Origin of the sequence: Leptolyngbya sp. KIOST-1, assembly GCF_000763385.1 — a bacterium.
Taxonomy (GTDB): domain Bacteria; phylum Cyanobacteriota; class Cyanobacteriia; order Phormidesmidales; family Phormidesmidaceae; genus Nodosilinea.
On sequence record NZ_JQFA01000002.1, the window covers coordinates 431,661 to 452,893 of the forward strand.

The window sequence follows — 21,233 nt, forward strand, 5'->3', positions numbered from 1 at the left end:
TTTTCTCGACGCTATGACCACAACCCCTGTTTCCAAGCCCGTTACTAACGCGCCACCCGCCGATTCTCGCGATCGCGTCAGCGCCATGCTGAAACAGCTCCAGGACAGCATCTGCCAGCGGCTGGAGGCCCTCGACGGCGGTGCCCAGTTTCAGCAGGACGCCTGGGAGCGGCCCGAGGGCGGCGGCGGCCGATCGCGCGTAATTAAACAGGGCAAGGTGTTTGAGCAGGGCGGCGTAAACTTTTCTGAAGTGTGGGGCGACCACCTGCCGCCGTCGATTCTGGTGCAGCGACCTGAGGCGGCGGGCCACCGCTTCTACGCCACCGGCACCTCCATGGTGCTGCACCCCCGCAACCCCTACGTGCCCACGGTACACCTCAACTACCGCTACTTTGAGGCGGGGCCGGTGTGGTGGTTTGGCGGCGGCATTGACCTCACCCCCTACTACCCCTTCGACGAGGATGTGGTGCATTTTCATCGGACGCTGAAACAGGCCTGCGATCGCCACAACCCCCAGTATTATCAGGTGTTCAAGCCCTGGTGCGACGAATACTTCTACCTCAAGCACCGGGGTGAGACCCGGGGCGTGGGCGGCATTTTCTTCGACTACCAGGACGGCCAGGGGCTGCTCTACCGAGGCCCCGACGCGGGCAAAGCCGCCGACCAGACCAGCCAGGCCATTGGCGAACTGCCCCAGCGCTCCTGGGACGATCTATTTAATTTCGCCCGCGACTGCGGCAATGCCTTTCTGCCCGCCTACGTGCCGATTGTTGAGCGCCGTCATACCACCGAGTACAGCGACCACCAGCGGCAGTTTCAGCTCTACCGCCGGGGCCGCTACGTGGAGTTCAACCTGGTCTACGACCGGGGCACCATTTTTGGCCTGCAGACTAACGGCCGCACCGAGTCGATTTTGATGTCGCTGCCGCCGCTGGTGCGCTGGGAGTACGGCTACACCCCCGAGCCCAATGGCCCAGAAGCCCGCCTATACGACGTTTTTCTCAAGCCCCAGGACTGGATCAACTGGAGCGGCACACCAACTGGCTAGTGCCACCAAACTCCCCTCAAACCTTTGCCCAGTAAAGGTTTGAGCCAATACCCCAAGTGGTTGTTCCCAGGCCACCTGGGGTATTTATTCGTTTAGGTTTCTTAAAAAACCCCGAAATCCACATAAATTAAAGCTTTTGGCGATCCACTTTTTGAGGGTTGCCCTTAGAATGAGGCAGTGAAATTCTGGATTGACAGGGGTTTCAGCCATTTTGGCTGGCAGGGGTGTAATCTACGCCCTGGTCCTATCGTCAGAATGCAGCTGGACCCCATTGTTTTTTGCCCATAGGAGACAGGTATGAATAAAGCTGAACTCGTGGATACGGTGGCTGAGAAGGCTTCCTCCTCTAGCGACAAACCCGTGACCAAGAAGGAGGTAGACCTCGTTATCTCTGCCACCATCGACGCCATTATTGAAGCCGTAGCGGCAGGCGAAAAAGTCACCCTGGTAGGGTTTGGCTCCTTTGAGCGGCGCGAGCGCAAAGAGCGCGAGGGCCGTAACCCCAAGACTGGCGACACGATGGTGATTCCAGCCACGAAGGTGCCTGCCTTTTCCGCAGGCAAATTGTTCAAAGAAAAAGTGGCTAAGTAGACCTGGCCCAGTAAACGCTTGATCCAACCTTCGCCTACTCACACACCTTCAAATCGACCTGTTCATGGGGGGAATCTGGCCTGGGCGGCTGCGATCGCGGGCTGTTCCCCCAATTCTTTACTCGACTTTTCCGCCAGCATCAATCCCCTGGGGCCGCCCGAGTCGGTGGTGCAGGCCATGACTGCCGCCCTGGGGCAGCTGCGCCACTACCCCGACCCCAGCTACGCCGAGTTGCGCCGTGCCCTGGCTGAGCACCACGGGGTGCCCATGGACTGGGTGCTGCCGGGCAATGGGGCCGCAGAGCTGCTGACCTGGGCGGCCAGGGATGTGGCCGCCAGCGACGGCTGCCACCTGCTCACTCCGGCTTTTGGCGACTACGGGCGATCGCTTGCCGCCTTTGATGTACCCATACGGCCCTGGCCCCTGCCCCTGGAAGATTGGGCTGGCCCTGGGTCAGCGCCGACCTGGCCCGAGCCCGAGGCCGCCAGCCTTCTGATCAACAACCCCCACAACCCCACCGGGCGGCTGTTCCCCAGGGCCAGCCTGGAGCCCCTGCTGGAGCGGTTTGCCACCGTGATTGTGGATGAGGCCTTTATGGACTTTCTGCCCGCCGACCGGCAGCAGTCCCTGATTGCAGACCTGGACCACCACCCCAACCTGGTGGTGCTGAGGTCGCTGACCAAGTTTTACACCCTGCCCGGTCTGCGGATTGGCTACGCCCTGGGCCACCCCGATCGCCTGGGCCGCTGGCAGCGCTGGCGCGACCCCTGGCCGGTGAATGCCCTGGCGGCGGCGGCGGCGATCGCGGCGGTGAGCGATCATTCGTTTCAGCGGCGCACCTGGCAGTGGCTGCCCCCCGCCCGAGAGGCTTTCTGCAAAGGGTTGCAGGCCATCCCGGGGCTATCGCCGCTGCCGGGGGCCGCCAACTATCTGCTGGTCAAAACCGCCACTCCGGCCCCGCTGCTTCAGGAGCGGCTGTTGCGCCGTCACCAGATTCTGATTCGCGACTGCGTGAGCTTTGGGGAGCTGGGGGCAAACTACATGCGGGTGTCCGTCCGCACGGAGGCCGAAAATGACCGTTTGCTAACCGCCCTCGGCCAGGAGCTAGGGGTATGATGCTGCCAGTTCAGAGCGTTCACCATGACCACCACTGCCCCACCGCCCCTGCACCTCGAGTCTCCCCCCGAACTCAGGGTGGTCAACATGACCAAGCGGTTTGGTCCCCTGGTGGCGCTCAACGACGTGTCCCTCACCCTCAAACCCGGCACCTTTCACGGCCTGCTGGGGGAAAATGGGGCGGGCAAAAGCACGCTGGTCAAATGCATTATGGGCTTCTATACCCCCACCGCCGGGCAGGTGCTGCTCGACAACCAGGTTTGTCCGATTAAAAGCCCCAAAGACGCCCACGGCTGCGGCATTGGCATGGTGTACCAGCACTTTACCTCGGTGCCCGCCATGACCGTGGCCGAAAACCTGGTGCTCAGCCGCTACGATCGCGCCCCGGTGATCCACTGGCAGCAGGAGTACGCCGCCCTGGGCGACTTCATGGCGCGATCGCCCTTTCAGGTGGACCTCGACCTGCCGGTGGCCCAGTTGGCGGCGGGCCAGAAGCAAAAGCTCGAAATTCTCAAGCAGCTCTACCTGAAAAGCCGCATTCTGATTCTCGACGAGCCTACCTCGGTGCTCACCCCCGACGAGGCCGACGAGGTGCTGGGGTTGCTGCGCCAGGAGGTGCGGCTGGGCCACCTCAGCGTGCTGCTGATTACCCACAAGTTTCGCGAGGTGCTGGCCTTTACCGACGAGGTAACGGTGCTGCGCAAGGGGCATCTGGCCGGTCACGGGGCCGTGGCCGACCTCACCGTGGCCGATATGGCCCGAATGATGCTGGGGGCCGATCGCGCCACCAAGCCCGTGGCCAAAGCCGGTTCCGGGCCGACGCACCCGGTGCTGGAGGTGAAGGACCTGGGGGCGGTCAAGGACAATGGCCTGAACGCCTTTGGCCCCCTGGAGCTGACCGTACACAGCGGCGAAATCGTCGGCATTGCCGGAGTCTCGGGCAACGGCCAGCGGGAGCTGGTGGAGGTGCTGGCCGGGCAGCGATCGCCCAGCCAGGGCCAGATCCACGTCGGGGGCGCACCCTACCGCGCCACCCGAGCCGAAATGGTGCGCCACGGGGTCTGCGCTCTGCCCGAAGAACCCCTGCGCAATGCCTGTGTCCCCGGCATGAGCGTAGCCGAGAACATGGCCCTGCGCACTTTCGATCGCCCCCCCCAGGCCCGCTGGATGTGGCTGAGGCTGAGCGCCATTCGCCGGGCCGCCCAGGGGCTGATTGAAACCTTCAGGGTCAAAACCCCCTCGCCGGAAACCCCGGTTCAAAACCTGTCCGGGGGCAACGTGCAGCGGACGGTGCTAGCCCGAGAGCTGTCGTCCCCCGATGTCAGGCTGCTGATCGCCGCTAACCCCTGCTTTGGCCTCGATTTTTCTGCCGTAGACCAGATCCACAACGCCATTGTGGAGGCCCGCAACCGGGGGGTGGCGGTGCTGCTGGTCAGCGAAGACCTCGACGAGCTGCTGGCTCTCAGCGATCGCATTCTGGTGATCAGCGCCGGGCAGTTTGTCTACGCCAGCCCCACCGACGAGGCCGACGTCAGCGACATTGGCCACAAAATGGCTGGGCATTAGGAGAGGTGGGGGTTCCCCCGCGTGGCCCTGGCCCCCAGCGGGTAAACTACAGATCCACCCCCGGGCAGGCCGCTGGCGATCGCTCGACAATCGCTATAGCTGTAACTTAGACCTGATGCCCAACTTGAGACACCGGCCCTGAGACACCGGACTTGAGACACCGAACTGATACCCTACCGAACCACGCGAGTCAGACTATGGGTGAACCGTCAACGCATCAACTTTCCGGCATTGTCGACGCCGACTGTTTGGCGCTTGTGCATGAGTACTGCCAGCTGGCCACTCGCCCCAGCCTCAGCGATCCCGAAAGTCAGCGCCTCGACCAGCTGCTGGCCACCGCCGAAACCGATGGTCGCCACGACTTCTGGATCAACGAAGCCGATCACTTCATTGACCACGCCATTGGGCTGGGCAGCGCCACCCGGGTATACGCCTCCGTCAACGAAAACCTGAAGTCGCGCCTGCGCGAGTTGCTCGATCTGAGCCACACTGGCGACCCTGGCGACACCGCCCTGGAACTGCTCGAAGAACTCGACGAAAGCCTCACCGAAGGTACCCGCCAGGTGCAGCAAGAGTTGGCTAAGCGAGACTACGACCCCGGCCCCATCGATGGTGTCGCCGGGCCCCAGACCCAGCGCGCCCTGCGCCACTTTCAGCAGTCCCACAAGCCGAGTGCCTGATCCAGTCCTGACGCTCAGGTTCACTGCCCTCTTAGTTTCTTCCAAAGACATCCATAAACAGGCGTAGTTCGCATTTCAAGCCCATGCCCAGGGGTTTTTGGAGATGAGCCTCGAATAATTCAAAACTGTACTTTTTACAGCAGGGGAAGAATAGTTGGGTTGGCGTCGTTGTATCTGTCTCTCCGGAAAGATGGTCACCCTGTTTAGAATTGTTAACTTGTCATTACAGACGTTAACCGAGGCAACCCCATGCAAGACCTTCAAGATCGTACAACCGTTGATCAAGATCTGAAACAGCCTTACTTCTATCCTGGTACTCACTGGCGTTTCGGCTTCGTTCCCAGCGCCGAGATTTGGAATGGTCGACTGGCCATGATTGGCTTCCTTTCTGCCATTTTAGTTGAACTATTTTCTGGTCAGGGCGTTCTCCATTTTTGGGGAATCATGTAGGGTTAAAACCTGAACTCTGTACAGCTAATTCCGCACGATACATAACAGCGGCATTGTTATTCAATGCCGCTTTTTTAATATGTTTCACTTCTTTCAAGAGTCAATGGCTAAGTGCTATGCAGCAACCAAATGGCGTACGAAAATTGACTTGAGAATGTAGGTTATAAGTCTATCTCCCTATAGAACCTATTTTTGGCAGGGATTGTCACGATAAAAGCTGAATCCTTGGGTTGGGTTAGAGGCCAGATGGCATGCCCTGCCCTGGACCTAAACCAGCGTTGAAGGAATTTATCCTATGACAGCTCAGACTATGCAAAACCGCGAAACTATTGCGGTCTATGACAATCGCCGCGAGGCCGACCAGGCTAAAAAAGCCGTTCAGGACTCCGGTCTAATGGGCCAGAGCGTCTACATTGACGATCACATTTCAACCAATGTGCAGGTGTACGCCCAGGGTACAACTGTCGGTGGCCAAGCAGGCTTCTTTATGGGGGGCTTTCTGGGTGGAGCACTGGGCGTTATCGCCACCATTATTATCTCTTTCTGGATGACAGGCACCTACCCCCACTCCAACCTCAGCCGCCTGATGGTGATTGGTTTTGCGATCGCAGGGGCTGTATTTGGCTCTATGGTGGCCAAAGGTCTGCGGGACAGCCAACCCGGTAGCCAAAAGACCAAGGGTAATCCCGATGTACCGCGTCAGTTTCGACTGATCGTTGAGGGCACCGGGGAGCAACTGCGCCAGGCTCGCCAGGCCCTCAACCAACCGCCCACTAGCTAACTCAAAGCCACTATGGCAGCTTGGATTGTGGCTAGTAGCTAGCCCTAACCAGCCGTGCTGTAGGGCTGCTGCTGCGAAGCCTACACACAGCAGGGGGCTGAACACCCCAGCCCATTACCATTACCTAGCTCTAGCTTCGGAGTAATCTGAGAAAAACTATTTTGGGGTAGACAAGCTAAATTGTCTGCCCCAAATTTTTGTTTGCCATTTGGTTCGCTCAACTAGGCGAAAGCCTCCCCAAGAGAAAAGGCTGACATCTCGAACAGGTCACAAGACTCTCAGCACTTTCTTACCTAAATCCAGATGAAACCTATAGGAAATAAACGCCAAAACAAGCAAAAAAATCAGCAAAAAAAAGGAGAGAATAGCGATCGCCGTTCTCTCCTTTAGACTGGATTTGCGGTTGAAACCTTCGTGCCCATTAGAGCTGCGTTAAGAAATAACTTAGTAGCGGCGGGAGTAGTCTGAGGGCGTGCTGACGGTATCGCTGGTCATTGTGGAACGGCGATCGCGCCCCATCAGCCCAGCCAGACCAAACAGACCCAGCAACCCTAACCAGCCCCAGCCAAAGCCGTCATTGTCGTTGACCGCCGTGTCAGTGGTGATGCCAGTGGTAGTGTCCGTCGTTGTCGGTTGGCCGACAGTTGCCTGAGCAGGTGACTGGAGCGCAGACGGTAGAACTGTCATACTTAACGCCAGAGCACCTGCTCCGATCCATTTTGAAATAGTATTAATTTTCATGCCTCGAGCCCTACAGAGAACAACATTGGAATACTTCACAGATTAGGGATTGGTTTGGGGTTTGCTATTGGTCGTTAGTCGTAAACTTGCATCTCATACTCTGCAAAAACCGGGCCGAATGGCGTACAAGCACCTCATTCAAGGCCAGACGTGGGGGTTGGCCGGTGGTCAATCTTCAGATCCCGAGCTGCTGGGGCTCACGGGCAGCCACGCCGAGAATCCCACCCTGGATGTGCCCTGCCGCTATATCTTTGGCCACGGTCAGAAGCCGATTCAAGTTTGGGGGCCAATCGCGGCGGTGGAAGCGGAAATCCTGGCCCTGCACCAAGGATTTTGGCAGCCCCCAGCCCCAACCTAGGGACTGTCATCAATAACTGGGGTGGCACGATGGCGTATAGCCATCGCTTCAGAGGCATTGGTGAGGCATTGGTCATGTCCTAACGGTTCTGGCGATGGCTATAGCAGGGCTGCACGCCGAACCAAAACTAGGCCATCAGCGGCTAACGGATGACAGCCCCAGGGCTGCTGGCAGGTTCGCTCTCGTTACCAGCGAGTCAAAAGAGGCCATCCGGTGACGCCATGTCATGGTTTGTGAACTTATCTAGCGCGATCGCGGCAACCTGACCCGATTTTGTAAAAATGAATACAGAAAATTCAGGCTGGCTTTCTGTTCTTCGTTCTCAAGGGGCGCGATCGCCAGCCGCTGTCCATCAAAAAGCAGCCCTATGACCCCACAACTTCAGTCCCAGGCCGACGCTAGCGCCGTTTCGAGCTGGCCGCCCCTTTGCCACATTACCTACACCCGCGACACCTGGGTCACGCTGGCCCAGCGGCCCAGTGGGTATGCCGCCGCCGAGGCCAAGCTGCTGTGTCAGGCTACCCCCGACACCTGGGTGGCCTGGGTGCCCGACCACGGCGAAACCCTGCTGCACAAAAGCCACTTTTACGTCTGATGAGGTCCCAAGCACCCCCCCAGGGGAGCGTCGAGGTGCCCCTCGACTCCCCCACCGACTGGGATGAACTATTTGAGTACCTGCCCGGGACCCTGGTTGAGCGGGTTGACGAACCTGGTCACTACGACGAGATCGAGGCCTACGAGGCTACCATGGTGCCGCCAATCTGGTTGGTGAACGACCCGCGTCCGCGCTACCCCCACGAGTTGCGGATTGTGTCCCAGCAGCCCGCCAGGGCCTGTCGTCTGGAGTTCGCTAAGGCTGGGTCTCCCCCACCCGCCTGAGCAGCTTGTCCCGCCAGTTGGTAGACAGCAGGGGGCAATGGGCCAGTTCAGCCGCCGCCGCCCGATCACTCAGCTCGTGGTGCATCAGGCGGTTGGCACGGGCCACTGTCCACTGGGGGTAGGGGCGATCGCACAGCGTCAGCGTCAGTCCGGGCTGGACGGTGCCCTCCTGTAGCACTCGAAAGTACCAGCCGCTGCGGCCATTGGCCTTGACCTGGAGGGCCAGATCCTCAGTGCGCCAGCGTCGGGAGAGCTTCCAGCAGGGCTGCCGGGGCTGGGAAACCTGCACCCTGGCGCTGCCCACCGCGTAGGTATCGCCAATGCAAACCTCGGCCTCGGTCTGCCCGGCCACGGTAAAGTTTTCGCCAAAGCCCCCGTGGGGCAGCTCAGGGCGCTGCAGGTGCGATCGCCAGTAGGGGTAGTGGTCGGCGCTGTAGGCCAGCACGGCCTTATCGACGCCGCCATGGTTTTTGAGATCGGCCTGCCCGTCGCCCGCCAGGTTGGTGGCGCTCAGCCACACCTCCCCGGCCACGGGCTGCTTAAAGAATCCGGTGGTCCAGCGCCGATCCATCGGGTCGGGGGCTGGGTCGGTACCCAGGGTCTGGGGCAGGCTCACCTGCAGACTGACAAGCTCGAACATGGTTTGGGACAACTACAGAGAACTGCCCTCCAGGATAGAGCCATTGGTTCAGCCCGTCGCCTAACAGACTCCTGGGGCGTGGCATTCATTGTGGCCAAAAGCCCAGCCTAACAAGCTTTGCCACGCCCGATCCAAACGATAGGCTAGGGGCTGTAACCCTTGATTTTCGAGCGTTTAGCCGCGAATTGACGACAGCCCCCTAGTAGCGAATTTGCAGGGTCACTCGGGCCTGAACGGTTTGCTCGCCGCCAATCACCGGCGTTGAGGCGTCGGACTGGAGAGCATACTCGGCCCGGCGGGGCATGGGCACGGGCATGGGGGGCGCAGCCCCGTCAATCTGGATGCTGACGATCTCCTGCGATCGCAGATTGAGGCTACTCAGCACAGTGCTCGCCTGGGACTGGGCCGCGGCCACAGCTTCGCGCAGAGCCTGCTGGCGGGCGGCTTCCAGGGCGCTGTCTTCGGCCACAAAGCTGACGCCGCGAATCTGGTTGGCCCCGGCATTGACCGCGTCGTCGAGCAGCGAGCCGACGCTCTCGGTAGGCATACGGAAGCTGACGGTATTGCTGCCGGTGTAGCCAATCATCTCCTGGCGGTTGTTTTCGTAGCTGTAGCGGGGGCTGAGCTGAATGCCTGTGGTCTCCAGCTTGTCCACCTGGCGCGATCGCAGCAGTTCCACTACCGCCGCCGTGCGCTGGGCCACCTCCCGCTGCACCGCCGCCGCGTCGGTGCCCTGCACATCGACCCCCAGCTCCACCCGAGTTAGGGTCGTGGGCACCGACTCTTCGCCCTGTCCGGTCACGGTCAGCGTTCTCATTGCGGCCTCCTGGGCTACAGCCATCGGGGTAAATACTGGGGCAAAGCTCAGCCCCGATGCCAGGGCAGCAGACATCACGGCTACAGCCGCGAAGCGTTTGGGAGAATAGCGTTTCAATGGCATAGCCTCACACTCGGTTGGATATAGTGGATTAGGTTTGTCAGGTAAAGTCGCTCTTGCGGCTTAGTTAGCTAGTAGACGGCCAAGCCAAAGATGATAGGTAAGGGAGGAGGTATACGGTTCACGGTGCAAGGTATACGGTTCACGCCAGTCCTTAAACCGTACACCTTGTACCCTGCACCGTTAGACCGTTAGAGCCTGTCACAATCAGGTTGGTCAAGTACTAGTCCATTCCTAGCTAGTCCCTTCACTGTGCCACGCCGCTCGCCCCGGCCTGCCACGGTTACCGAATTCGATACAGAGGTTCTGCCCAGGTTAGCTATGCCCCACGTGTCTCTCCCAGAAATGATCGCGGCGGTACAGGCCGGAGAGCTGATCAGCTTCCCCACCGACACGGTGCCGGCCCTGGCGGCGCACCCCGACGCCAGCGATCGCATCTACACCGCCAAGCAGCGCAGCCCCGACAAACCCCTGATTTTGATGGGGGCCAGCCTGGAGGATCTGCGGCCCTACATCGCCGGGAGCGAGGCTGAGCTGGCCCAATGGAGCGCGATCGCCGCCCGCTACTGGCCCGGTGCCCTCACCCTGGTGCTGCCCGCCAGCGATCGCCTGCCCCCCGCCATGAACCCGCAAAACACCGGCACCCTGGGCCTGCGCGTGCCCGACCACGCCCTGGCCCGGCACCTGCTGGCCCACACCAGGCCCCTGGCCACCACCAGCGTCAACCGCTCCGGCCAGCCTCCGCTCACCACCATGGCCGCGATTGCCGCCAGTTTTCCCCAGGTGTTTACCCTCTCCCCGGCGGCCCAGGCCGAGATCTACGGGGCGATCGGGGGTGTCGTTCCCCCCCAGGATCGGCCCCAGGGGTCGGGATTGCCCTCAACTGTGGTGCGCTGGCAGGGGGAGGACTGGGAGGTGCTGCGGAAGGGCGCGATTGACCTTTCGCCCCTCGCCTCTCAGCCTGGGGCCTGAGGGTTTAGGCCATCTGCAGAAAACCGTTTCCGCCAAGGCCTCACTGTAGGATGGGCGAAGGGCTTTGCCTGTGTCCATCAGGGCGATCGGTCAATGTCCCGGCGCTCCCCGTTCCGTTTCCCCTCATTGGCTACCGCTATGGCTGACGCGATGGACTACCCCCAGGGCAAAGACTTTACCGATCTGGCGACCCTCCAGCTGGCCTACGATCGCCTGCTACACCGGGCCCAGCACCAGGCGGCCTTTTTGGGCACCGCCTCCCACGAGCTCCGCTCGCCCATCAACCAGATCATCAGCCTGCACCAGCTAATTCTGGAGGACCTGTGCGAAAGCCCGACTGAAGAGCGCGAGTTTATCGCCCAGGCCAACGAGGCCATGCAGACGGTGCTCAAAAACCTGGACCTGCTGATTACCCTCTCGAAGCTCGACATCGGGCTGCTGCAACCCCGGCTCCAGGCCACCCCGCTCGAGCCCCTGCTGGTTCGGGTGCAGCGACTGATCGAAATGCAGTGCATCAACCGCCACTGCCGCTTTAGCCTTGGCCCCGTTGAGCCCAGTCTGGTCGTGCAAACCGATACCACCTGGCTAGAGCAGTTGCTGGTCATGCTGATCGAAGCCGCCCTGGCCCAGGGTTGCCCCCAAATTAGCCTTACCGTAGCCGACGATCCCAATCTCGAAGAGGTCGTCCTGCATCTGGGGAGCAATCCCGGCGAGGCTCCGGCTCCAGCGGTGGCGGCCCTCTCACCAGAGTTTCGCTACCAATTGGCAAGTCGCCTGGTTCCCCACCTGGGGGCTACCCTGGAGTCCCTGAACCCCAGCGCAGACCCAGCCGGCCACCTGCGCCTGCGCCTGCCCCGCCCTACCGCTTAGGCCCTCTACTTAGCCACCGCCCACTCTGTCGCAGTGTCCTCCGCTGACAAACTGAGGCAAGAAACCGGCTGAGCTTCGGCCCTGCAGAAACATTTTGTTCCGGGCGGTAACAAGCCGAAAAAATAATCGTTCCATTTTTGAATCTTTCGATATAGTTTGGGCAACTCATTTCTGGAATTGACGGCTACTTCCCTGTAGCACTCGATATCTCAACATTCTGCAGATATTGAGTGATAGCCGGCCAGATTGGATCCCTGAAACTAAGTCACAGCAGTCTCTATGGAATTTGCTTTTGTTCTTGTCCTGGTCTTTCTTGTGTGGACCAATGAGACTCTATTTCCCCAGAAACCCAAAAAGAAAACGGTTGAGGAAAAACTTGCTGAAGCTCTCAAAGACTACCTTGAAGCAGGCGTTAAAATCCGGAAGGATTGTATAGATAAAAAGCCGTAAACGGAGATGATTGCAGTAAGATTTTCATAGATTGTTTACAGATTCCTCTCTTGTCCATGACCTCAGAACCTAACTCGTCAGCGCAACCAGACCCAAACGCCACGACCGTGGCAGCCGAACCCACCCCGGCCTTTGGCTGGACTCGCTATGCCGAACGCATCAACGGTCGGTTTGCCATGGTGGGCTTCGTGGCGCTGCTACTGCTGGAGTTGGTCACTGGCCAGACGTTTTTTAGCTGGCTGGGGCTGCGCTGAGCAGTGCCGCTGGAGCGATCGGCTTCGCCCCCGCCGCCGCGCCATTTCAGCGGTTAGAAGTGCTAGGCTTGAGGGTGGTCTTTTGAACTGGTCTTTTGAAAGAGTAGGGCCGTGGTTAACCCCAATGCAGAAATCGGCCGGCTGCGGGAGCTAATGCCCGCCACGGCCCGCATGAAAACCAAGCTGATGCTTAACGATCGCCAGCCGAGCGTGATCAAGGCTGAGTTTCCGCGCCCCTGGCACCAGGCCCACACCGTCTCCATCAACCTCGACCTGTGGCATCAGCTGGCGGTCAGCGATCGCGATCTGCTGTTTTTGCGCACCGTCTGCTGGGTCACCCTGGCCAACCTGCTCAAACCCAACTGGTACCAGGCCCTGGCTGGGGCTGGGCTGGCTGGCGGTGCCTTTGAGCTGTTCCAGGGCGATGCGGTGGGGGTGGTCGCTGCCGTGGGGGTTACGGCCCTGGCCAGCTGGCAGATCTGGCGCGGCGTCACCGGCCCCCAGATCGAGGTAGCCGCCGACGACAAGGCGGTGCAGGTGGCCCAGCGGCGCGGCTACGACCAGGCCGAAGCCGCCGCCGCCCTGATTCGCGCTATTGAGGCGGTGCCGCCGCTGGAGGGACGGCGGGTGCTCACCGTCAACGAACTGATTCGCTGCCAGAACCTGCGGGTGCAGACCGGGCGCTCAGAGTTTCCAGTGCCCGAGAGCTACCTGCGCTAGACCCTATGGTATCGCTACCGTCCCCATTGACATTGGACCGAGCGAGCTGGGTTGGGGAGGCGCGCCTGAGCTACGCCCTGGAGGCGGGCCGCTGCGTGCCGACCCAGACCTATACCCGCGCCCCCCTGCGGGTGCAGCGCCCCCTATACCCCGAAGGCAAAGAGCTGTGCCACAGCGTGCTGGTACACACCGCTGGCGGTCTGGTGGGGGGGGACAGCCTGGAGGTGCAGCTAAGGGTGGCCCCCCAGGCCCAGGTGCTGGTGACGACGGCGGCGGCCAGCAAGGTCTACGGCAGCAGTGCCGAGGCCCCCACCGAGCAGCGGGTCGATATTGCCCTGGCCACCGGCAGCTGCCTGGAGTGGATGCCCCAGGAAACCATCGTGTTCAACAGTGCCCACTACCGGCAGCAGCTGCGGGTTGAGCTGGAGCCGGGAGCGATCTGGAGCGGCTGGGAGATCACCCGCTTTGGCCGCAGCGCCCGGGAGGAAACCTTTGAGCAGGGCCAGTGGCGATCGCAGCTGGCGGTCTGGCAGCGAGAGCAGCTGCTGTGGTGCGATCGCCAGCAGCTGGTCGGCGGCAGCGCCCCCCTGCACAGCCCCAACGGTCTGGCGGGCCATCCGGTGGTGGGCAGTTTTGCCCTGCTCGGGTACAGCCCCACCCCAGCCCAAATAGACCATATCCGTCAGCTCTGGCCCCAGGAGCAAGCGGGCGCTGGGGGTGTTACCCGTCTGCAAGCGGGCCTGCTCTGTCGCTACCGAGGCCCCTCCAGCCAGGCGGCGCGGCGCTGGTTTGTGGCCGTCTGGCAGTACCTGCGCCCCCACTACCTGGGGCGGCCTGGGGCCGTTTCCCGGGTGTGGCCCCGCTAGGCAGCGCCAGGGAGCGCGCTAGCGCGGACAGCCGCCAACCCTGAGCGGAAACTTGAGCGGCTCCTTCCGGACGAAGGACTGACCTCAACGAAAGGGTAAGGCATAGAAACTCCTTGAAGACGCTATGAAGACGCCTCAATTTTCTAGCTCGAAGCTACCGCCCGCCTCCGAGTACGCGCTGATTGTGGGGGCGGGCGCGACGGCAGCCGCGTCCATAGCAGCCCAGCAGGTGGCGATGGCGACGCTGCCGGTCACGACTTTGGTCGCCCTGGGTCTGCTAAATCGCTATCGCCTCGACCAGCGCCTGCAGGCCAGCGAGCCAGAGGGACCGACCCTGGAAGCATCGACATCGAGAATCGCCCCGACCGCTCCCCAGCGGGTAACCGCCCAGCCGCAGCCCGACGCGATCGCCCCTCGACCCCAGCTAGCCGCCGCCGCTCCCTCGGCCCGCTTTTCTAACCAGCGCCCCTACCTCCACGACAGCCTGGCCCAAAAGCTCCAGGCCAAAGCCGACTTTGCCGCGGTACAGCAGGCCAGCCTGCGCCAGGTGGGAGCCTACCTGCAGCAGATTCGCCAGGAGAAAGCCCTCTCCCTGGACGATGTCTACCAGCAGACCTTCATTCAGCCCTACACCCTGCGGGCGATCGAGTCGGGCAATTTGAAACAGCTGCCAGAGCCGTTTTACATTCGAGCCTTCATTCAAAAGTACGCCTCCGCCCTGGGGCTAGAGGGGGCGGCCCTGGCGGCGGATTTTCCGACGGTGTAGGCACCAGACTCGGCGCTCAGGTCAAAGCCCCCCCACAGCTCGACCCGGCCCCGGCAGTACAGCCGTAGCAAAAAGGGCGGGTCTGCACTGTCTCGACCAAGTCCAGAGAGTTGGCCGCCAGCAGGTCCGCCACGGTGAGCGGCTGGCCATTGGACGTGGGGCAGGGCAGCGCCTCCATCTGGTTGAAGTCGCAGTCGTAGAGCACGCCTTCGTAGTCCACCGAGAGCTGGTTGCGGCACATCAGGTTGGGGACGGTGGCGGGGTTGTGGTGGTCGGCCAAAAAGCGCAGGTAGGGCCAGTAGAGGTCCTTGCGGTGCAGGTACTGCTTCACCCGGCCAATGGGCAAATTTGTGATCGTATAGAGGTGGTTAAAGGCAATGCCAAACTGCGATCGCAGGTAGTCCTCGTAGTCCGCCTGGAGCCCGGCCTGGTTAGGGGTGAGCGAAAACTGGTCGCTGCGGGGCACCGGCGGATTGTAGACCAGGTCCAGCCCCAGGGCCGGGTCGTGGCCATAGCCCAGCTGGTTGAGCCGCTGCAGCGCTCGAATCGAGTCGGTGTAGACCCCTGCCCCCCGCTGCTTGTCGACATTGTCCTCCAGGTAGCAGGGGAGCGAGGCCACCACCTGCACCCGATGGCGGGCCAGGTACTCGGGCAAATCCTCATAGCCCGGCACAAAGAAAATTGTTAGGTTAGATCGCACCATCACCGTTTTACCCAGCCCCCGCGCCGCTTCCACCAGAGGACGAAAGCCATAGTTCATCTCCGGCGCGCCGCCGGTCAAGTCAACGGTGGTAATTTGCTCAAACCGGTGCAGGAGGTCAATCAGCTGCTCGGCCACCGCCGGGGAAAGTTCTTCTGTGCGGTGGGGGCCAGCCTCCACGTGGCAGTGGGTGCAGGCCAGGTTGCAGCGGCGGCCCAGGTTGATCTGCAGCACGCTGATTGGCTGTTTGGTCAGGGGCTGGCCGAGCCGTTGGGCAAAGGGGGTAACGGGGGCGACGGGCGAGGGATGGGACTGAACCATGAATTCTGGAGGAGTAAACAGCACGGCTAAGCCGATTGACCGCTCGGTTTGGGGAGAAACGCGATCGCCCCTGGTTCCACCTGGCGGCCCTCGGGGGCAGCTTTCTGTATTAGAACCTATAGATCTGAAACCTGCCTGAGAATAACGCGGCTCCACTGCGGCCGATTCAGCCGAACCAGAACGGATGGGTAAACTTGAAAGTGATGTTTTTCCTAAGGTTATGGAGTTCTTGCCCGCTGGACTACCTGAGGATATTTCCCCCGCCGAATGGGGGAAAACTCCGGCCAGCGTTCAGCGGTGGGTAGAGGGTCTGCTCGGCCAAGACCCCCAGGCCAGCCAGAACATTCTGGCTCTCCAGGCCCAGATCGATCGCGAAAAGGCCCTCAACCGGGTGGTGCAGGCCATTCGCAACTCGCTAGATCTCGACACCATCTTTGCCACCGCCACCGCCGAGGCCGCCCGCCTGATGGCTCCCTTCGACTGCTATGTGTCTCAGTACCTGGCCAAAGCCGGGCGGTGGCGCACCGTAGCCGAGTTTCGCCACGATCCCAGTCTGCCCTCCACCCTTGGCTACGAAATTCCCGATGCGGGCAACCCCTTTTCGGCCCAGCTGCAGCGGTTTGAAACGGTGCAGCTGGACGATACCCAACAGCTGGAGGACACCATCAACCGCACCGTGGCCGAGACGATACCTGGGGCCTGGCTGCTGACGCCGATGGTGGTGGACGGCCAGCTGTGGGGCAGCTTTTCCATCGTGGCGAACCAACGCCCCTTTTGCTGGGCCAGCGATCAAATCGAACTGGCCCAGGCCGTCGCCCACCAGCTAGAGGTGGCGATTCAGCAGGCCCACCTCTACCGCCAGGTGCAGCTGGAGCTAGAGGAACGCCGCCGCATTGAAGCGGCCCTGGAGGAGAGCCAGGCTCGTCTACAGGCGGTAGCGGCCAATTTGCCGGGGGCCATTTTTCGCTATCGCCTCTGTCGGGATGGGACCGATGGAGTCCTGTACATGAGTCCCGGCTGCTTCCGCCTGTGGGAAGTTGAGGCCGAGGCAGTAGTCAAAAATGCGGGGCTACTGTGGCAGATGGTGCACCCCGAGGATTTACCGGGCATGCAGACATCGGTGCAAACCTCTGCCCAAAACCTGACTCCCTGGAACTGGGCCTGGCGAATCAGGACGCCCTCGGGGCTGGAAAAGTGGTTGGAAGCCTATGGCCAGCCTATCCGCGAAGCCAGTGGTGACATTATTTGGGATACGCTCATTCTCGATGTGACCGAGCGCAAACAGGCTCAGCTGGCGCTTGAGGCCAGCGAGAGCCGATTTCAGAGTCTGGCGGACAATTTGCCCGGGGTGCTCTTCGGCTACCAACTGTGCCCCGACGGCAGCGATCAGTTCACCTACCTTAGCTCCGGCTGTCGTGAGGTATACGGGGTTGAACCCAGCGCTGCCCTGGCCGACTCCGGTCTGGTTTGGGCCATGGTTCATCCCGAGGATATTGAGCCCCTCCGGCAGGCCCTGGAATTCTCCCGCCGCCACCTGGCTACCTTGCGGTCGGAGCATCGGGTGGTGCTGGCCTCAGGTCAGCTCAAATGGCTCCAGGGCATTGCTCGACCCACCGCCCAGACCAATGGGGCCGTGGTTTGGGATGGGTTGATTATTGATATCAGCCACCAAAAACAGGCCGAGGCGGCCCTGCGGGAGAGCGAGGCCCGCTACCGCCTGCTGGCCGAAAACACCAATGACCTGGTCTGCCTGCTGAGCGTGACCGGGGAGTACCTCTACGTCAGCCCCTCCTGCATGCCGCTGCTGGGCTACCGCTATGACGCGATGAAGGGCCAGACCATGGAGCGGTTTGTGCACCCCGACGATCGCGATCGCCTCCGGGCCGAAGTGCAGATGGCCACAGCCAGGGAAAAGGCCAGCCCCGTCACCTATCGGGTGCGCCACTGCGGTGGCAATTACCTGTGGTTTGAAACCCTGATTCGACCCATTATTGACGACACTGGCCAGGTAGTACAGATCCAGACCACCTCCCGCGATGTCACCGAGCGGGTGCGGGTGCAGCTGCAACTGCAGCACGACGCGCTGCACGACAGCCTGACCGGGCTACCCAACCGTCACCAGCTGATCGATCGCCTCAGCCAGGCCCTGGAGCAGAGCCACCGCGATCCGAACTATCAGTTTGGCCTGCTGTTTCTCGATCTCGATCGCTTCAAGGTGATCAACGACAGCCTGGGGCACCTGGCCGGGGATCAAATGCTGGTGGCGATCGCGGCCAAGCTCGAATCTACCCTACGGGAGGTCGATCTGGCCGCCCGGCTGGGGGGCGATGAGTTTGTGGTGCTGGTGGATGCCCTCGAGGGAGTCGAGGTGGCTGTAGCGGCGGCGGAGCGAATTTTCGCGGCCCTGGCGGCTCCCTTTACCGTCGCTGGACGGGAGGTTTATACCACCGCTAGCATTGGCATTGTGGTGGGGCACCGGGGCTACGACCAGGCCGAGCACCTGCTGCGCGATGCCGACATCGCCATGTACCGAGCCAAGGGCAAGGGCAAAGCCCGTTACGAGATTTTTAATGCCCAGATGCACATCCAGGCCGTAGCTCGCTTGCAGCTGGAAAACGACCTCCGCCGCGCGATCGCAAGCAGCCAGAGCCAGCCGGGCCAGAGCGACCCAGGACTGATGCTGCACTACCAACCCATCGTAGACCTGGCGACCAGCGCTATCGTTGGGTTTGAGGCCCTGACCCGCTGGCAGCATCCCATCCACGGCCTGGTGCCGCCGGGAAAATTTATCCCCCTGGCCGAAGAACTCGGCCTGATCAGCCGCCTCGACTACTGGGCTCTGACCACCGCCTGCCAGCAGTTGGCCACCTGGCAGCAGCAGTTTCCCACCCTGGGGCCACTGAGCATTAGCGTCAACCTGTCCGCCCAGGACCTGCGACGGGCCGATTTGCTGACCGAAATTGACCAGGCCCTGACCACCGCCGGTCTGCCCGGCCCCTGCCTCAGCCTCGAAATTACCGAGAGCATGCTGATCGACGATGTCGCCGCCACCATTGGCCTCCTCAGCCAGATCAAAGCCCGGGGCGTGCAGATTAGTGTCGATGACTTTGGCACCGGCTACTCCTCCCTGAGCTACCTGCACCAGCTGCCCCTCGACTACCTCAAAGTGGACCAGTCCTTCGTCGCCCAGTTGCAGATGGGGCCAACCAACGGATCGATTGTGGCCTCCATCATCGCCCTGGGCACCCAGCTGGGTCTGGAAACCATTGCCGAAGGGATTGAAACCCCCCACCAACTCGACCACCTGCGCCACCTGGGCTACCGCCTGGGCCAGGGCCATCTGTTTGCCCCGGCCCTCACCGTCCCCCAGGTTACCGCCAGCCTCACCCGACAGGCCGCAGAGACTCCCTAGGGGTTGCTTAGCAGGGGCGGGGCCGAGGCAACTCGAACCTGATCGCGCCCCTGATTCTTGGCCACATAGAGGGCATCGTCGGCCTGCTTGATTAGACTGGCGTGGCTACCGCCGCTGGCCGGCAGGGCGCTGGCCACTCCCAAACTGAGGGTGACAATCTTCGCCACCACCGATGCCTCGTGGGGAATGCGGTGGGCGCGCACCAGCAGGCGAATGTCTTCGGCTACGCTTTCGGCCCCCTTCAGGTCGGTGTTGGGCAGCACCAGCGCAAATTCTTCCCCGCCGTAGCGGGCCACCAGGTCGCCAGGGCGTTTGGCCGCCCGGATCAGGGTGCGAGCCACCAGCCGCAGGCAGTTGTCCCCCGCCTGGTGTCCGTAACGGTCGTTAAAGCCCTTAAAGTAGTCAATATCAGCCATGATCAGGGAAATAGGCCCATTTTCCCGATTCATGCGCCGCCATTCGCGATCGAGGTACTGCTCAAAGCGACGGCGATTGGCTACCTGGGTGAGGCCATCGAGGTAGGCCATCCGCTTGAGGCGCTGGTTGGCCAGGGTGAGTTCGCGGTGCATCTTGGCCTGCTGAATGGCAATGCCCACCTGGGTAGCCAGGTTTTGCAGCAGTCTGACATCGGGGGTGCACCAGTCCCGAGGCGATCGGCACTGGTGGGCAATCAGCAGCCCCCACAGCGTCTGTTCCTGGAGCAGGGGCACCACAATTTCGGCCTGGACATGAAAGTATTCCAGAAATTCCATCTGGTGAGCCGGTAGGTTTTGGGTGTAAATGTTTTCTACCGCCAGCCCCCGTCCGGCCCGGTAGTGGGCCAGGAATCTTTCGCCGACGGACCAGGGGTCGCGCAACGTCCAGCCCAGCATGGACGGGTAGACTTCGGAACACGACTCTTGAATCACCTCACCGCTCATGTCGGCCTGGCACTGAATCACTATGACGCGATCGGCCTCGATGAAAGCCCGCACCGAGGTAACGGTCTGCTCCAAAATACTGTCTAGATCGAGCAGATGGCGAATGCGCTGGGCAATTTCGGCCACCAGGCGCTCCCGCTGGGACTGTAGCTTAATTTCGGCCTCGGCGCGCTTTTGCCCGGAGATATCGAGGGTGACGCCGGCCAGCCGGGGGGCATGTTCACCGTCGTCAAATACCTGACCACGGGCGGAAAGCCAGCGAATTTGGCGATCGCGGTACACCACTCGAAACTCAACCTCGTAGCGCTGCCCCAGCTGGATGGACTGTTGCAGGGCCTGGTGCACGTCGGCCTGATCGTCCTCGTGCAGGTAGGTAAACAGGGTGTCGTAGGCACCGTCAAATTCCCCTGGGTCCAACCCCAAGAGTCGCTCCTGCTCCGCCGAAATCACAATCGTCCCCTGAGCTAAATCCCAGTCCCAGGTGCCCATTTGAGCCCCTTGAAGAGCCAGGGCCAGCCGCTCCTGCTGCTGCTGGAACAGGGCAGCGGAATAGTGGCAAACGGTGAGTGCCTCCTGCGCAGAGGAGGCACTCTCGGGATCGGGGGGAAGGGTGCGAAAGCCTTCGGGGGTCAGCAGCCCCAGCCAGTGATCGGCCTGATCGACCACCGGCAGGAAGGGCTGCTCCGGGTGAAGCCGACCATAGCCCTGGGGCCAAGACGGGGCCGTGCTGGGGGCGCACAGCCGGGCCAGGGGCATCATCCAAACCCGGACGGCGGTCTGGCCAAAGCCGGCCTGGTGGGCAGAGGCCTGGGCCGCGTTGTGATAGGAAAAGACTCCCACCAGCGCCCCCTGGTCATAGACCAGGGCATAGGTTTTGGCGGCCCTCCCCATCGCTTCGAGCACCCGGTGCAGGGCATCCTCGGCATCCACGCTGAGGGGCGAGGGGTCAATGGTGGCCGTTAGGGTGGCGGTGTTAACCAGATCGTTTTCGGACACGGGTTGGGGAGCCAAGGGGTGCGGGTATTTGAGGGATAGGAACGGCAGGGCAGGAGTAAACGCCGCAAGTGCAAGGCTGATGGCTAAATCGAGAGCAATGCCCCCGAAGACTTACTCCCTAGAATGCCCGTCCAAGGACGGCGGTGGCCAATTATTGAGCAGGGCTTAATATCGCGAGGGCCATTGTGCTGAGTAGGAC

At 61.6% G+C, this 21,233-nt stretch carries 23 protein-coding genes; 18 read left to right on the forward strand and 5 right to left on the reverse strand.

Features of this window, described 5'->3' with window-relative positions; all coding sequences use genetic code 11:
• Window positions 1-13: 13 nt before the first annotated feature.
• From hemF to NF78_RS02100, 7 genes are all read left to right on the forward strand, one after another.
• Window positions 14-1,048, forward strand: coding sequence for an oxygen-dependent coproporphyrinogen oxidase (gene hemF / locus NF78_RS02070; RefSeq protein WP_035984598.1), 1,035 nt, complete (start codon window positions 14-16; stop codon window positions 1,046-1,048).
• A gap of 297 nt (window positions 1,049-1,345) precedes the next feature.
• Window positions 1,346-1,639 (forward strand): HU family DNA-binding protein, encoded by a 294-nt coding sequence (locus NF78_RS02075; protein WP_035984599.1) that lies wholly within the window; start codon window positions 1,346-1,348, stop codon window positions 1,637-1,639.
• 18 nt (window positions 1,640-1,657) lie between these two features.
• Entirely contained in the window at window positions 1,658-2,755 is a 1,098-nt protein-coding gene (cobD, locus tag NF78_RS02080) for a threonine-phosphate decarboxylase CobD (protein WP_225885205.1), read from the forward strand.
• A 24-nt stretch (window positions 2,756-2,779) separates the two neighbouring features.
• The gene (locus tag NF78_RS02085) at window positions 2,780-4,321 is read left to right on the forward strand and encodes an ABC transporter ATP-binding protein (RefSeq protein WP_035984601.1); all 1,542 of its coding nucleotides are present in this window, start codon (window positions 2,780-2,782) and stop codon (window positions 4,319-4,321) included.
• A 197-nt stretch (window positions 4,322-4,518) separates the two neighbouring features.
• Entirely contained in the window at window positions 4,519-5,001 is a 483-nt protein-coding gene (locus NF78_RS02090) for a peptidoglycan-binding domain-containing protein (protein ID WP_081972470.1), read from the forward strand.
• A 249-nt stretch (window positions 5,002-5,250) separates the two neighbouring features.
• The gene (locus NF78_RS02095) at window positions 5,251-5,451 is read left to right on the forward strand and encodes a chlorophyll a/b-binding protein (RefSeq protein WP_156119603.1); all 201 of its coding nucleotides are present in this window, start codon (window positions 5,251-5,253) and stop codon (window positions 5,449-5,451) included.
• 295 nt (window positions 5,452-5,746) lie between these two features.
• Window positions 5,747-6,232 (forward strand): hypothetical protein, encoded by a 486-nt coding sequence (locus NF78_RS02100; protein ID WP_156119604.1) that lies wholly within the window; start codon window positions 5,747-5,749, stop codon window positions 6,230-6,232.
• A 444-nt stretch (window positions 6,233-6,676) separates the two neighbouring features.
• Here the strand turns inward: NF78_RS02100 and NF78_RS02105 are convergent, their stop codons facing one another.
• A complete protein-coding gene (locus tag NF78_RS02105; protein ID WP_052049623.1) occupies window positions 6,677-6,973 on the reverse strand; it encodes a WGxxGxxG family protein in 297 nt (98 codons plus the stop codon).
• A 118-nt stretch (window positions 6,974-7,091) separates the two neighbouring features.
• Between NF78_RS02105 and NF78_RS02110 the strand changes: the two genes are divergently transcribed.
• From NF78_RS02110 to NF78_RS02120, 3 genes are all read left to right on the forward strand, one after another.
• Window positions 7,092-7,331 carry a hypothetical protein gene (locus tag NF78_RS02110; protein ID WP_225885207.1) on the forward strand — a complete coding sequence of 80 codons (240 nt, stop codon included), beginning with the start codon at window positions 7,092-7,094 and terminating at the stop codon, window positions 7,329-7,331.
• Between the two features lie 367 nt (window positions 7,332-7,698).
• Window positions 7,699-7,926 (forward strand): hypothetical protein, encoded by a 228-nt coding sequence (locus tag NF78_RS02115; RefSeq protein WP_035984608.1) that lies wholly within the window; start codon window positions 7,699-7,701, stop codon window positions 7,924-7,926.
• Window positions 7,926-8,210, forward strand: coding sequence for a hypothetical protein (locus NF78_RS02120; RefSeq protein WP_052049625.1), 285 nt, complete (start codon window positions 7,926-7,928; stop codon window positions 8,208-8,210). The genes NF78_RS02115 and NF78_RS02120 overlap by 1 nt, the downstream gene beginning before the upstream one ends.
• Here NF78_RS02120 and NF78_RS02125 read toward each other — a convergent pair.
• Window positions 8,182-8,850 carry an MOSC domain-containing protein gene (locus NF78_RS02125; protein WP_035984610.1) on the reverse strand — a complete coding sequence of 223 codons (669 nt, stop codon included), beginning with the start codon at window positions 8,848-8,850 and terminating at the stop codon, window positions 8,182-8,184. The genes NF78_RS02120 and NF78_RS02125 overlap by 29 nt on opposite strands.
• Before the next feature lie 199 nt (window positions 8,851-9,049).
• A complete protein-coding gene (locus NF78_RS02130; RefSeq protein ID WP_035984613.1) occupies window positions 9,050-9,790 on the reverse strand; it encodes an SIMPL domain-containing protein in 741 nt (246 codons plus the stop codon).
• Between the two features lie 318 nt (window positions 9,791-10,108).
• Here NF78_RS02130 and NF78_RS02135 point away from each other — a divergent pair, with 318 nt between their 5' ends.
• The 7 genes from NF78_RS02135 (at window position 10,109) to NF78_RS27925 (ending at window position 14,685) form a co-directional block, all read left to right on the forward strand.
• On the forward strand, window positions 10,109-10,759 hold the full coding sequence (locus tag NF78_RS02135) for an L-threonylcarbamoyladenylate synthase (RefSeq protein ID WP_035984616.1): 651 nt from the start codon (window positions 10,109-10,111) through the stop codon (window positions 10,757-10,759).
• Between the two features lie 138 nt (window positions 10,760-10,897).
• Window positions 10,898-11,629 (forward strand): sensor histidine kinase, encoded by a 732-nt coding sequence (locus NF78_RS02140; RefSeq protein WP_197064744.1) that lies wholly within the window; start codon window positions 10,898-10,900, stop codon window positions 11,627-11,629.
• 279 nt (window positions 11,630-11,908) lie between these two features.
• The gene (locus NF78_RS30710; RefSeq protein WP_156119606.1) at window positions 11,909-12,079 is read left to right on the forward strand and encodes a hypothetical protein; all 171 of its coding nucleotides are present in this window, start codon (window positions 11,909-11,911) and stop codon (window positions 12,077-12,079) included.
• A 107-nt stretch (window positions 12,080-12,186) separates the two neighbouring features.
• Window positions 12,187-12,333 (forward strand): chlorophyll a/b-binding protein, encoded by a 147-nt coding sequence (locus NF78_RS02145; protein WP_318655444.1) that lies wholly within the window; start codon window positions 12,187-12,189, stop codon window positions 12,331-12,333.
• A gap of 111 nt (window positions 12,334-12,444) precedes the next feature.
• Complete coding sequence (locus tag NF78_RS02150) at window positions 12,445-13,053, forward strand: DUF3318 domain-containing protein (RefSeq protein WP_035984621.1); 609 nt, start codon at window positions 12,445-12,447, stop codon at window positions 13,051-13,053.
• A 32-nt stretch (window positions 13,054-13,085) separates the two neighbouring features.
• On the forward strand, window positions 13,086-13,919 hold the full coding sequence (locus NF78_RS02155; protein WP_225885208.1) for an urease accessory protein UreD: 834 nt from the start codon (window positions 13,086-13,088) through the stop codon (window positions 13,917-13,919).
• 124 nt (window positions 13,920-14,043) lie between these two features.
• A complete protein-coding gene (locus NF78_RS27925) occupies window positions 14,044-14,685 on the forward strand; it encodes a helix-turn-helix domain-containing protein (protein ID WP_052049631.1) in 642 nt (213 codons plus the stop codon).
• A 16-nt stretch (window positions 14,686-14,701) separates the two neighbouring features.
• Here the strand turns inward: NF78_RS27925 and arsS are convergent, their stop codons facing one another.
• A complete protein-coding gene (gene arsS / locus NF78_RS02165) occupies window positions 14,702-15,706 on the reverse strand; it encodes an arsenosugar biosynthesis radical SAM (seleno)protein ArsS (protein WP_035984624.1) in 1,005 nt (334 codons plus the stop codon).
• 220 nt (window positions 15,707-15,926) lie between these two features.
• Here arsS and NF78_RS30715 point away from each other — a divergent pair, with 220 nt between their 5' ends.
• The gene (locus NF78_RS30715; protein WP_052049633.1) at window positions 15,927-19,118 is read left to right on the forward strand and encodes an EAL domain-containing protein; all 3,192 of its coding nucleotides are present in this window, start codon (window positions 15,927-15,929) and stop codon (window positions 19,116-19,118) included.
• On the opposite strand, the gene NF78_RS02175 is transcribed toward NF78_RS30715, so the two are convergent.
• Window positions 19,115-21,049 (reverse strand): diguanylate cyclase, encoded by a 1,935-nt coding sequence (locus NF78_RS02175; protein WP_052049635.1) that lies wholly within the window; start codon window positions 21,047-21,049, stop codon window positions 19,115-19,117. The two genes, NF78_RS30715 and NF78_RS02175, sit on opposite strands and share 4 nt — an antisense overlap.
• Window positions 21,050-21,233 lie beyond the last annotated feature (184 nt).

Bases quoted from the DNA above. Each gene is read 5' to 3' on its own strand.
- hemF (WP_035984598.1), top strand. From the start codon at position 14: ATGACCACAACCCCTGTTTCCAAGCCCGTTACTAACGCGCCACCCGCC.
- NF78_RS02075 (WP_035984599.1), top strand. From the start codon at position 1,346: ATGAATAAAGCTGAACTCGTGGATACGGTGGCTGAGAAGGCTTCCTCC.
- NF78_RS02085 (WP_035984601.1), top strand. From the start codon at position 2,780: ATGACCACCACTGCCCCACCGCCCCTGCACCTCGAGTCTCCCCCCGAA.
- NF78_RS02090 (WP_081972470.1), top strand. From the start codon at position 4,519: ATGGGTGAACCGTCAACGCATCAACTTTCCGGCATTGTCGACGCCGAC.
- NF78_RS02095 (WP_156119603.1), top strand. From the start codon at position 5,251: ATGCAAGACCTTCAAGATCGTACAACCGTTGATCAAGATCTGAAACAG.
- NF78_RS02100 (WP_156119604.1), top strand. From the start codon at position 5,747: ATGACAGCTCAGACTATGCAAAACCGCGAAACTATTGCGGTCTATGAC.
- NF78_RS02105 (WP_052049623.1), bottom strand. From the start codon at position 6,973: ATGAAAATTAATACTATTTCAAAATGGATCGGAGCAGGTGCTCTGGCG.
- NF78_RS02110 (WP_225885207.1), top strand. From the start codon at position 7,092: ATGGCGTACAAGCACCTCATTCAAGGCCAGACGTGGGGGTTGGCCGGT.
- NF78_RS02115 (WP_035984608.1), top strand. From the start codon at position 7,699: ATGACCCCACAACTTCAGTCCCAGGCCGACGCTAGCGCCGTTTCGAGC.
- NF78_RS02120 (WP_052049625.1), top strand. From the start codon at position 7,926: ATGAGGTCCCAAGCACCCCCCCAGGGGAGCGTCGAGGTGCCCCTCGAC.
- NF78_RS02125 (WP_035984610.1), bottom strand. From the start codon at position 8,850: ATGTTCGAGCTTGTCAGTCTGCAGGTGAGCCTGCCCCAGACCCTGGGT.
- NF78_RS02130 (WP_035984613.1), bottom strand. From the start codon at position 9,790: ATGCCATTGAAACGCTATTCTCCCAAACGCTTCGCGGCTGTAGCCGTG.
- NF78_RS02135 (WP_035984616.1), top strand. From the start codon at position 10,109: ATGCCCCACGTGTCTCTCCCAGAAATGATCGCGGCGGTACAGGCCGGA.
- NF78_RS02140 (WP_197064744.1), top strand. From the start codon at position 10,898: ATGGCTGACGCGATGGACTACCCCCAGGGCAAAGACTTTACCGATCTG.
- NF78_RS30710 (WP_156119606.1), top strand. From the start codon at position 11,909: ATGGAATTTGCTTTTGTTCTTGTCCTGGTCTTTCTTGTGTGGACCAAT.
- NF78_RS27925 (WP_052049631.1), top strand. From the start codon at position 14,044: ATGAAGACGCCTCAATTTTCTAGCTCGAAGCTACCGCCCGCCTCCGAG.
- arsS (WP_035984624.1), bottom strand. From the start codon at position 15,706: ATGGTTCAGTCCCATCCCTCGCCCGTCGCCCCCGTTACCCCCTTTGCC.
- NF78_RS30715 (WP_052049633.1), top strand. From the start codon at position 15,927: ATGGAGTTCTTGCCCGCTGGACTACCTGAGGATATTTCCCCCGCCGAA.